Genomic DNA, 10,168 nt, shown 5'->3' with positions numbered 1-10,168 from the left:
ACCCCTTGGAATTGATCATCTAGACACAGGAAGTCCCGGGATGACGAGAGGGCGTCCGCCTCGGCGGACGCCCTCTCGTCATGGCAGTTGGAACCGCAGCGCCGTCAGCTGGCGGCCGCCGCGCCTATGTCACCAGGACGGTACTCGCGCACCAGCTCGTCGTAGGCCGTGTTGCCCTCGGGGGTGTCCGGCTCCGCCAGCCGAACCCGGTCCCAGTCGGACTCCGGCGCGGTCTGATAGAGGCCGTAGCACTTGGCGATCCCGATCACTTCACTCCGCCTGAGCTGCGGCTGGTCGAGGATACTCACCTCGTTGTCCGTGATGTCGCAGAAGGTGTCGGGGTCGAGGTAACCGTTCTGCTCCGCGATCTTCCGCAGCTCGGTGCCGTGCAGGGGCGAAAAGATGAAGCAGCCCACGGTATCGATGTCGTCCGGCAGCCGACGGGTGAACTCCACCGTCTCGAAGACCAGTTCGCGAGTCTCCTCGGGCATGCCGATGATGCAGTTGCCGGTGGTAGAGAAGCTGCGGCCCGAGCAGATCTCGAAGGCTCGGCGTAACTGGTCGTTCGTCTGGAACCGCTTGAGCATCTTCCGCCGGTACTCGGCGTTCCCGTGCTCGATACCGATGCTGGTGCGCAGCATGTTCATCCGCTCGAGACCGTCGGCCGCGTGCTCCGTCATGGTCTCAGACCGGGTATTCATCCAGAACGGGATGCGATAGTCCTCGTAGCGCTCGACCAGTTCGTCGAAGTCTCGCGTCGGAAGTGCCAGGAAAGTGTCGGCGAGCCAGTAGACGAGTTCGATGTCGTGCAGCCTGTGCTGGTGTTCTAGTTCCGCCATGGTGCGGTTGAGCGACTTGCGCCGGTAGAATTTGCTGCCTTGTTCGGCGGAAGCAATGCGGTTCTGCCCGGGGGAGTTGCAGTAGGTGCACTGGAACGGGCACCCGCGCTGGCTCTCGATGCCGATGGTCCGCCAAAGCCGCCCTTCCATCGGCCGGTATATCGCTTGTTGCTCGAACAGGCTGTAATCGGCGAACGGCAGGTGGTCGAGGTCCACCCGGGGGCCCAGCGGATTGCGGTACAGCTGGCCGTCCTCTCGGACCCAGAGGTTGGGGATGTCGGTCAGCGACCGGCCGTCGCACATGCGCTCGCACAGCTCGATCAGCGCGATCTCGCCCTCGCCGCGGCACACGAAGTCGCCCACGTTGTCGCGGAGGATGAAATTGGGTGCGAAGGTCGCGAAGGGGCCACCCCAGATGGTGGGGATCTTTCGGTCCTTCTCGGGAAGCGCCTGGATCATGGCACGGCCGATGGAGTAGGTGTTCTCCACCACGGAGACGGCGATCAGGTCCGGCTGGTACTCCGCCACCTTGGCTCGGAAGTCGTCCAGCATTCTGGTCCGCCGGAAATGCACGTCACGTTCGAGCCAGTCGAATTGCTTCACGAAGGTCCGGTAGTGGACGTAGTTCGAGTTCAGATCCTCCGCGTAGAAGGTGCTGTCGAAAAGATCGACCTGGAAGCCTCGTTCGCGCAGCAGTGCGGTGAAGAGCCCCATAGAATAAGGCATCATCGCCGCTTGCTGAATGTTCGGATAAACCAGCAGGACGCGGAAATCCGATGGTTTCTTCCGCGCGTGCCGCTGCGCACCTCGAGTTTGCACTATGACTTCGACTTTCTGAGCCATCCACGCTCCCACCGATGTCTGCAATACCGCGACAATAGGACCTGCACGCTGACATATGCGCTTCAACCAGGTCAACCACAGGAGATCAGCTTGAGGAAGCGACCCGGGTGTGCAACCTCGGAATTTCCGCGGTTGCACACCCGGTCAGTGGCCACGTCGACAGAACCTACCGGCTCGGACTGCCCCACCGCCGTCGCAGCAGGCCGGCCTCGACGCACTGCTGAAGCAGGTTCCACACGGCCCGGGGGCTCAACTGCCTTTCGGCAGCGGCAAGTGCCTCGGCAAAGCCGAACCAGTCCGGGGCGCCTGCGAGCATCCAGCCGCAGAGTCCGGCGGCCGCGGCGGGCAGTTCGACATCGATGCCCTGCCCGCCGTAGTCGACGACGACGGGCGGTTCGGCGATCAGCAGCCGGGCCGACGCATCGGGTTCGACCTGGAAGGCCGCCTGGTGGTGGGAGGCGAGATTGCCGAGCAGGTCTTCCTCGAGCAGTTTCTGGGGATCGTCCAGAGCCTCCCTGGCACGCTCGGCCGCCCAGGCCATCCCCTCCCGTGCTTCGGCCGACGGGCCGGCCGGTCCGAAGGCGTCGAGGGGGGTGGTCCGCATGCGCGGATCGCACGTGAGCCGTCGCTCCAGGGCGGCCAGCACGACATGCGACCACGTGGGCAGTGAGAAGTGGTAGCCGAGGGACAGTGAGGCTTCGTCATCGGCCAGCGTCGTGTGATAGATGCCGCGGGGCATGATCAGTGCCGAGCCGCGCCGCATCTCGATCACCTCCAGATCGGTCACCAGTTCCGACTGCGTGCCCATGCGTGGCAGGGAGGGCGGGAAGTCCAGCCGCGCGGCGAGCTCCTCGTTGTAGAGGGGGTATTCGAGGAACGGATGCCGGCCCACGCGCCAGCGCTTGTGTCCGCGCACGTGCACCACGACGCTGTCGAATCGGTCGTAGTGCAGGCCCAGTCCGGAGCCGACTCCCGCAGGTGTGTACACCATGCTCAGCACGAACGGCCACGTGCTGCTCCAGGGGTCCAACAGCCCCCGCGTCGCCACTGGTTGGTGCGGCAGGCCGAGCGCCTCCAGGATGTCGGCACCCCGTTGGCGTGCCTCAGGCAGGTGCTCCAGCATCCGCCAGCAGACGATGGTGTGGCCGGAGTGGTAGAGCGGCACCGCGTCGCTGATCGACGTCGGTGGAAAGGTGTGCAGGTCCTGCACGTTCTCCGTCGCGCCCGCGGTTCCCTCGGCGCGATTCTTGTCGAGGAAGCCGTACACCGACACCTTCATGTCAGGGGCGAAGTCGGCCAGCGCCTCAGGCGTGGGAAAGCGCTCGGCTATGCGCTCTTCGAGGTCTTTCGGATCGCCATGCTCGACGAGGTGGCGTCCTTCGGCCCAGTGCGTCCGCGGCGCGTTACGCTCACTGGCGCGCGGAAACAACTGCCGCAACGCGTCGACTGTGGATGCATCGGCTGTCATTCCGGTCTCTCCCATCTCGGTGGACTTTCTGTTCGTATCCTCATACAGCCAACTAGCGTTGCCGAAGTATTGGCCACTCTGTAACATGCGGTGATCAAGTGGGAGGTGGAGTGTCCTCGCTGTATTTTCCGGCGGAGCATGTCGTCAACGGGCCTGGAGTCGGCCCCGGCAACGCGGTGAGCAAAACCGCTCAACTGCGGCACATGCTGCGCTCCAATGAACTGGAATTTATTCTCGAAGCACACAACGGAATCAGTGCAGTCATCGCGGAAGAGGCCGGCTTCAAGGGGATCTGGGCCTCCGGGCTCGCATTGTCCGCACAGTTCGGGGTGCGTGACAACAACGAGACGAGTTGGACCCAGGTCGTCGACATGGTCGAATTCATGTCCGACGCGACCTCGGTACCGATTCTTCTCGACGGCGATACCGGATACGGCAACTTCAACAACGTCCGGCGATTGGTGCGTAAACTTGAGCAGCGCGGCGTCGCCGGCGTCTGCATCGAGGACAAGTCGTTCCCGAAGACCAATAGTTTCATCAACGGCGAGCGGCAGCCGCTCGCGGACATCAATGAGTTTTGCGGCAAGATCGCCGCGGCGAAGGACTCGCAGCTCGACGACGATTTCTGCGTCGTCGCGCGCGTCGAGGCGTACATCGCGGGGCGGGACACCCGTGAGGCGATCACTCGCGCCGAGGCGTACCGCAAGGCCGGTGCCGACTCCATCCTCATTCACAGCGCCCTGTCCAAGCCCGACCAGATCCTTGAGTTCGCGAAGGAATGGGGCGGGCGTGCCCCGCTGGTGATCGTGCCGACCAAGTACTACAGCACCCCGACGCACATCTTCCGCGATGCCGGGGTCAGCATGGTGATCTGGGCGAACCACCTCATACGCAGCGCTGTCGACGCGATGCAGGGTACCGCCCGGCAAATCTTCGAGGACCAGTCGCTGGTGGAGGTCGAGGATCGGGTCGCGAGCATCAAGGAGATCTTCCGACTCCAGTGTGCGGAGGAACTGGCTGCCGCGGAGCACCGCTACGCGAAGGGCACACGGCCGAACACCGCAGCCGTCGTGCTCGCCGCGAGCCGCGGCGACGAACTGACGCATCTCACCCATGACCGTCCCAAGGCCATGCTCTCGGTCAATGGGAAGCCGCTGCTCGCACGCCTCGTCGAACTGTGCCGGAAACAGGGGATCGATGGCATCTCGGTGGTGGCGGGTTACCGGGCCGACAGCGTCGACATCAAGGACATCCAGCTGGTCCTGAACGACGGCCACGCCACGAGCGGTGAACTTGCCTCGCTTGCTTGCGCACGGCACTCCTTCCGCGAGGACACGGTGATCCTCTACGGCGATCTGCTCTTCCGCTCCTACATCCTGCGCGAACTGATGGAGTCGGACAGCGAGTTGACGGTAGTCATCGATTCGCAGGAGAGTGACACGGGCCTCGCGCGCGACGACGCGTACTGCTCCTCCCCCGACAACCGTTCGCTCTGGGGGCAGCACGTCCTGCTGAGGCGCATCGCTGGCGACGAATGCCGCAACGGCGGGCGGCCCGACGGACGTTGGATCGGCATGGTGCGGGCCCAGGGTGACGGGCGCGTCTGGATCGAGCAGGGTCTCGACACGCTCGGCACGCGCCCCGACTTCGACCGGCTCACGCTGGGCGACCTCCTCAACCACATCGTCGCCGAGGGACACCCGGTGCGCGTCATGTACATCCACGGGCACTGGCTCGATGTGAACTCACTCGCCGATCTGGAGCAGGCGGGCCGGTTCACCGCCGGCCAGTCGTGAAGGAGCCTCATGATCCAGGCTCGCGACTTCGTCCTCGACGCCCTCGCCCGGGGCTACGACTGGTACGCCGGGGTCCCGTGCTCGTTCCTGACCCCGTTCATCAACTACGTCATTGGCGACGACGTCATCGGCTACGTGTCGGCGGCGAACGAGGGCGATGCGGTCGCCATCGCCGCCGGCACCTGGATCGCAGGGCATCGCGGCGTCGCGATGATGCAGAACTCCGGTCTCGGCAACGCCCTCAATCCGCTGACCTCGCTGCTGCACACCTTCCGCATCCCGGTGCTCCTGATCTGCACGCATCGCGGCGCGCCGGGAGTCGACGACGAGCCGCAGCACGACCTGATGGGACGCGTCACCGGTCCGTTGCTGGACACGGTGCACATTCCCTGGACGCGATTTCCCAGCGATCCGGCAGCGATTTCCGCGGTACTGGACGAGGCCGATCACCACGCCGCAGAGCGCCAGGCGTGCGCTCTGATACTGGAGAAGGGCAGTTGCGCACCCCATCCGCCGGCGCCGGCGGCGACCGCTCTGCCGCCGATGCCCGTGCCCGTCGAAGGCCGCGGTCATGTGCTGACCGCGGCGGAACGCGGCTCACGGCAGGCGGCGCTGGAGGCGATCGTCGCCACCAGCGACGAGGCCCGCACCGTCGTCGTGGCCACTACCGGCTACACCGGCCGTGAGCTGTACGCGATCGCGGACCGGCCGAACCACCTGTACATGGTCGGCTCCATGGGGTGCGCCTCGTCTCTGGGTCTCGGCCTGGCGCTGGCCCGGCCGGACCTGCGCGTGGTCGTGGCCGACGGCGACGGAGCCGCTCTGATGCGCATGGGAAATCTCGCGACGATCGGTGGGTACCTGCCGAAGAACCTGCTGCATGTGGTACTCGACAACGAAGCGCACGACTCGACGGGCGCGCAGGCGACCGTCAGTTCCCGGATCGATCTCGCCGGCGTTGCCGCGGCCTGCGGCTACCGCCGGGTGCTGCGCACGGACTCGGCCACGGAGTTGCGGATGTTCCTGCGCACTCCGGACTACGACGGTCCGTACTTCGCGCATATGAAGATCCGTACCGGCACCCGTGGCGCACTCCCCCGGCCGGCGCTCCGGCCGCCCGACGTACTCGACCGACTGATGGACCGCATTGGAGGTGCCCAGTGAAGACGGTACTGCTCAATCCCGGCCCGGTGACGCTCTCGCGGCGCGTGCGCGAAGCGATGTCCCGGCCCGATCTGTGTCATCGCGAGCCCGAATTCGGCGCGCTCCAGGACGGCCTGCGCCGCAAACTGCTCGATGTCTACGCCCTCGACCCGACGGACTGGGCGGCGGTGCTGCTCACCGGCTCCGGCACAGCCGCGGTCGAGGCCATGCTCACCAGCCTGGTACCAGCGGATGGCCGCGTGCTGATCGTCGAGAACGGCGTGTACGGCGAGCGCATGTCACAAATCGCCCGCGCCCACGGCATCGCCCATGAGCGGGTCGCCGCCCGGTGGTCCGACGCCATCGATCTGTCCGCCGTGCAACGAGCGCTCGGCGACGGCGCCTTCACCCACGTCGCCGTGGTCCATCACGAGACCACGACCGGGCGGCTCAATGACATCGCCGGGATGTCGAAGCTCGCAGCGGCTCACGGTGCGCGGCTGCTGCTCGACGGTGTCAGCAGCTTCGGTGCCGAGACGCTGGACTTCGACGGTTGGCATCTCGACGGTTGCGCCGCCACAGCGAACAAGTGCCTGCATGGCGTACCCGGCAGCGCCTTCGTCCTGGTCCGTCGCGCGGTGCCGGCCACCGCACCGAGCCGTACGGTCTATCTCGATCTGCACGCCTACCTCGCTCAGCAGGACCGGCGGGCCACGCCCTTCACCCAGTCGGTGCAGACGTTCTACGCGCTCGATGAAGCCCTAGACGAGTTCTTCGAGGAAGGCGGCCGGAGCGGCCGGCAGGCGTTGTTCCGGTACCGCACAGCGCGCATCCGTGAGGTCCTGCTGGCCCTCGGCGTCGAACCGCTGCTACCGGACTGCGAGTCCTCCTGTGTGCTGCAGTCCTTCAGGCTGCCGCCGGGACACGACTACGAAGTGGTGCACGACCGGCTCAAGCAGGACGGCTTCATCGTCTACGCCGGCCAAGGCGGGCTGTCGGGGCGTGTCTTTCGGATCTCCGTGATGGGCGACATCACCGAGGAGGACCTGAACCGCCTGCTCGACGCGTTCTCCACCCTCTTCCCGGCCGGCCGCCGTTGGGGCTGAGGTACCGGGCCGACGGCACACGGAGGTGTGCCGTCACCTTCCTCACGTGTGAACGGCGTCCTCGACCGATACCGAGCGCGCGCGGCGGGCCCAGTGAGCGGCGGCCGACAGGCCGAACGCGAGGCCCGCGTACAGGACGCCGAGCAGAACCCACCCGAGCCGGCCGAGTCCGAGAATCATGACGGTGACCAGGATCGGCCCGAGCGAGTCGTAGATGCGCGTACCCATCGCGAACGCTCCAAGATACTCGCCCTGGCGGTCCTCAGGGGCGAGTTCATAGGACAACCCCCAGCCCCCCGCCGACTGGAGCATCTCCGCCAGAGTGAGCAACACGCATCCGATGCCGAGGACAACGACCGCGCCGAGCGCGGGCAACGCTCCGGTACTGGCGAGCACCAGGCAGGCGACCAGCAACAGCGCGCCCGACTTCAGCACTCCCCGGGCGGCTCCCCGTACCGTGTCCGTGCCACGGCTCGCGCGCACCTGAAGCGTCACCACGAGGAAGGTGTTGACCAGGAATGTGCCGGCGACGGTCCAAGTCGGCGCGTGCGTGTGGCGCACAATCCACAACGGCAGCGCCACGGTGAGGATGGCGGCGTAGGTCATCAGCAGCCCGTTCAACACGCAGACCGTGAGGTACCGCAGGTCGCGCAGCACCGATCGCGGGCGGCCGGCCCGCGACCGCGGGGAGGGCGCCGACCGGGCCGCCGACGCCGCAGGCATCGTCAGCAGGATCACGGCCGCGATGGCGAACGACGCGGCGTCGGCCAGCATCAGCGAGACGTACGCGGCGCGGGTGCCCACGCCCAGCGCTATCCCGGCGGCCAGGGCACCGACGGCGATGCCGCCGTTGACGACGGCCTGGTTGTAGGCCCGGGCGCGAACTCGCTGCTCCTGCCCTGCCATCCGGGACAGGTAGGCACCCCGGATCGGCGACCCTCCCACTTCCGCGAGCGCGGCGATGACAGCGAGCGTCACGAACTCCGGGAAGGTGCGCACGAACGGGTAGACCGCGAACACGACCGCTTGGACGGCCGTGAGGAGCACCCAGATGCGCCTGTACCCAAAGCGGTCGCCCAGCGAGCCGAGCGGTACCGCGGCGATCATCGCCGCCAAGCCCGCCAGCGACAGTCCCGAGGCCACCGCGCCCGCCCCAAGCCCAACGATGCGGGTGAAGAACAGCACGCTGACCGTCAGAAACATACCGGTCCCCGTCGCATCAACGAAAGAAACGAGTGCATACCTGCGTAATGGCCCGACGGGTGGAAGTACGACGCGGAGCCATTTTGCGGCGATTGCAGAATTAGGCATTGAATTATCGTACCAGATTCCCCAATCCGCCATGCCGGCCGATTACGATGAGGCCATCATTGCAGACACTTGACAATTATGTCGAGCGAAGTCACCGTAGTCGCCATGGTCGCCTTCACCGCTGAGCACAGCGCCTTTCGTCAGCTGGTCCGGGACTTTGCCGAGAAGGAAATCGGGCCGCACGGGGATGAATGGGAAGCGAATGGGATATTCCCCGCGCACCAACTGTTCTCCAAGATGGGCCGGCTCGGTCTGCTCGGCGTGGAGTATGACGAGCGATACGGCGGCCAGGGCGCGGACCACCTCTACACGGTGATCCTGCACGAGGAACTTGGTCGTGTCGCCCCCGGTGGCGTGGCCTTGGGCATCGGAGTCCAGACGGACATGGCGACCCCGGCGCTGCACCATTTCGGCAGCACGGAACTCAAGCGGAAGTACCTGATCCCGGCGACCACGGGCGAGGCGGTCTGCTCGGTCGCGGTGACCGAGCCCGATGCCGGCTCCGACGTGGCCGCCCTGCGCACCCGCGCGACGCGCGACGCCGACGACTGGGTGATCAACGGCTCCAAACTGTACATCACCAACGGCACGCAGGCCGACTGGATCTGTCTGCTGGCCCGCACGTCCGACGAGCCCGGCTACGGCAGCTTCTCGCAGATCGTCGTCCCGGCGAACACACCCGGATTCCAAGTCCACCGCAAGCTCGACAAGCTCGGCATGCGCTCTTCCGACACCGCCGAGTTGTCCTTCACCGACGTACGGGTTCCGGTCAGCAACACGATCGGCGAGATAGGTCTCGGCTTCTACCAGCAGATGAGCCAGTTCCAGAACGAGCGCCTGGTCTGCTGTTACGCCGCGGTCGGCGGCATGGAGACAGCCCTAACACGGACCGTGAACTACCTGAAGACCCGCCAGGCTTTCGGCAAGCCCCTGATCGACAAGCAGTACATCAGCTTCACGCTGGCCGAGCTGAGTGCGCGGCTGGACATGCTGCGGCACTACACCTACGCGGCCGCGGAGGCGTACATCCGCGGTGAGGACGCGAGCCGGTTCGCGACCATCGGGAAACTGGAGGCAGGCCGCCTGGCCCGCGAGATCTCGGCGGTCTGTTTGCAGTTCCACGGCGGCATCGGCTACATGGAGGAGTCGTGGACCGCCCGGTACTTCCGGGACAGCCCCGCATGGTCGATCGGCGGCGGCACCGACGAGGTCATGCTGTACGCCCTGTCCCACCTGGACGGCTACCACGCGAATTAGCGCTGCCGTCCGCATTCCCTCCCCAGTACAGATGTGGGCTGTTCCAGGAGTCATTTTCGCAGCGGGAGAAACGCCACAGTGAGCCTCACATGCGAACCAACCATTCACGGCGCATTCGCCGCCCACGCCAGGCGGCGACCCCAGGCGACCGCCATCACCTCCGCAGGGCGACGCATCAGCTATGCGACCCTGGACGCCGCCGCGGACACCTACGCGGCGGAACTGGCCGAGCGCGGAGTCGGTCCCGGCACCGTCATTCCACTGCTTCTCCCGCGGTCCGCCCAGCTCATCGCGGTGCAATTGGGAATTCTCCGGTGCGGGGCGGCCTACGCCGGGCTCGACCTGCGCTGGCCGGCCGAACGAACAGCGGCGGTCATCGAGGTTTTCTCAACGAAGATCACTTCC

8 protein-coding genes are annotated in these 10,168 nt (G+C 66.2%); 5 read left to right on the top strand and 3 right to left on the bottom strand.

The window, feature by feature from the left end; all coding sequences use genetic code 11:
* Positions 1-104 precede the first annotated feature (104 nt).
* Positions 105-1,682 carry a radical SAM protein gene (locus RKE29_RS23790; RefSeq protein WP_312007637.1) on the bottom strand — a complete coding sequence of 526 codons (1,578 nt, stop codon included), beginning with the start codon at positions 1,680-1,682 and terminating at the stop codon, positions 105-107.
* 166 nt (positions 1,683-1,848) lie between these two features.
* Entirely contained in the window at positions 1,849-3,150 is a 1,302-nt protein-coding gene (locus RKE29_RS23785; RefSeq protein WP_312007636.1) for a cupin domain-containing protein, read from the bottom strand.
* Positions 3,151-3,260: 110 nt separating this feature from the next.
* Here RKE29_RS23785 and aepX point away from each other — a divergent pair, with 110 nt between their 5' ends.
* The 3 genes from aepX to RKE29_RS23770 are packed head-to-tail and all read left to right on the top strand — an operon-like array spanning position 3,261 to position 7,195.
* Positions 3,261-4,946 carry a phosphoenolpyruvate mutase gene (gene aepX, locus RKE29_RS23780; protein WP_312007635.1) on the top strand — a complete coding sequence of 562 codons (1,686 nt, stop codon included), beginning with the start codon at positions 3,261-3,263 and terminating at the stop codon, positions 4,944-4,946.
* A gap of 9 nt (positions 4,947-4,955) precedes the next feature.
* The gene (gene aepY / locus RKE29_RS23775; RefSeq protein WP_312007633.1) at positions 4,956-6,110 is read left to right on the top strand and encodes a phosphonopyruvate decarboxylase; all 1,155 of its coding nucleotides are present in this window, start codon (positions 4,956-4,958) and stop codon (positions 6,108-6,110) included.
* The gene (locus tag RKE29_RS23770) at positions 6,107-7,195 is read left to right on the top strand and encodes a 2-aminoethylphosphonate aminotransferase (protein ID WP_312007631.1); all 1,089 of its coding nucleotides are present in this window, start codon (positions 6,107-6,109) and stop codon (positions 7,193-7,195) included. The genes aepY and RKE29_RS23770 overlap by 4 nt, the downstream gene beginning before the upstream one ends.
* A 42-nt stretch (positions 7,196-7,237) precedes the next feature.
* Here RKE29_RS23770 and RKE29_RS23765 read toward each other — a convergent pair whose 3' ends face one another.
* Positions 7,238-8,506: an MFS transporter gene (locus RKE29_RS23765; RefSeq protein ID WP_312007630.1), complete on the bottom strand. Its 1,269-nt coding sequence runs from the start codon at positions 8,504-8,506 to the stop codon at positions 7,238-7,240.
* A 78-nt stretch (positions 8,507-8,584) separates the two neighbouring features.
* Between RKE29_RS23765 and RKE29_RS23760 the strand changes: the two genes are divergently transcribed.
* Positions 8,585-9,763: an acyl-CoA dehydrogenase family protein gene (locus RKE29_RS23760; RefSeq protein ID WP_312007629.1), complete on the top strand. Its 1,179-nt coding sequence runs from the start codon at positions 8,585-8,587 to the stop codon at positions 9,761-9,763.
* A 78-nt stretch (positions 9,764-9,841) separates the two neighbouring features.
* Positions 9,842-10,168: AMP-binding protein (locus RKE29_RS23755; protein ID WP_312007628.1), on the top strand; the 327-nt coding region annotated here is incomplete at its 3' end.

Origin of the sequence: Streptomyces sp. B1866 (genome assembly GCF_031932565.1) — a bacterium.
In the GTDB taxonomy this organism is placed as follows: Bacteria; Actinomycetota; Actinomycetes; order Streptomycetales; family Streptomycetaceae; genus Streptomyces.
Note: the sequence above shows the minus strand (reverse complement) of the source record. Positions and strands in the feature narration are given on the sequence as shown.

Coding starts and splice junctions, on each gene's coding strand:
- RKE29_RS23790 (WP_312007637.1), bottom strand. CDS start 1,682: ATGGCTCAGAAAGTCGAAGTCATAGTGCAAACTCGAGGTGCGCAGCGG.
- RKE29_RS23785 (WP_312007636.1), bottom strand. CDS start 3,150: ATGACAGCCGATGCATCCACAGTCGACGCGTTGCGGCAGTTGTTTCCG.
- aepY (WP_312007633.1), top strand. CDS start 4,956: ATGATCCAGGCTCGCGACTTCGTCCTCGACGCCCTCGCCCGGGGCTAC.
- RKE29_RS23765 (WP_312007630.1), bottom strand. CDS start 8,506: ATGCCTAATTCTGCAATCGCCGCAAAATGGCTCCGCGTCGTACTTCCA.
- RKE29_RS23760 (WP_312007629.1), top strand. CDS start 8,585: ATGTCGAGCGAAGTCACCGTAGTCGCCATGGTCGCCTTCACCGCTGAG.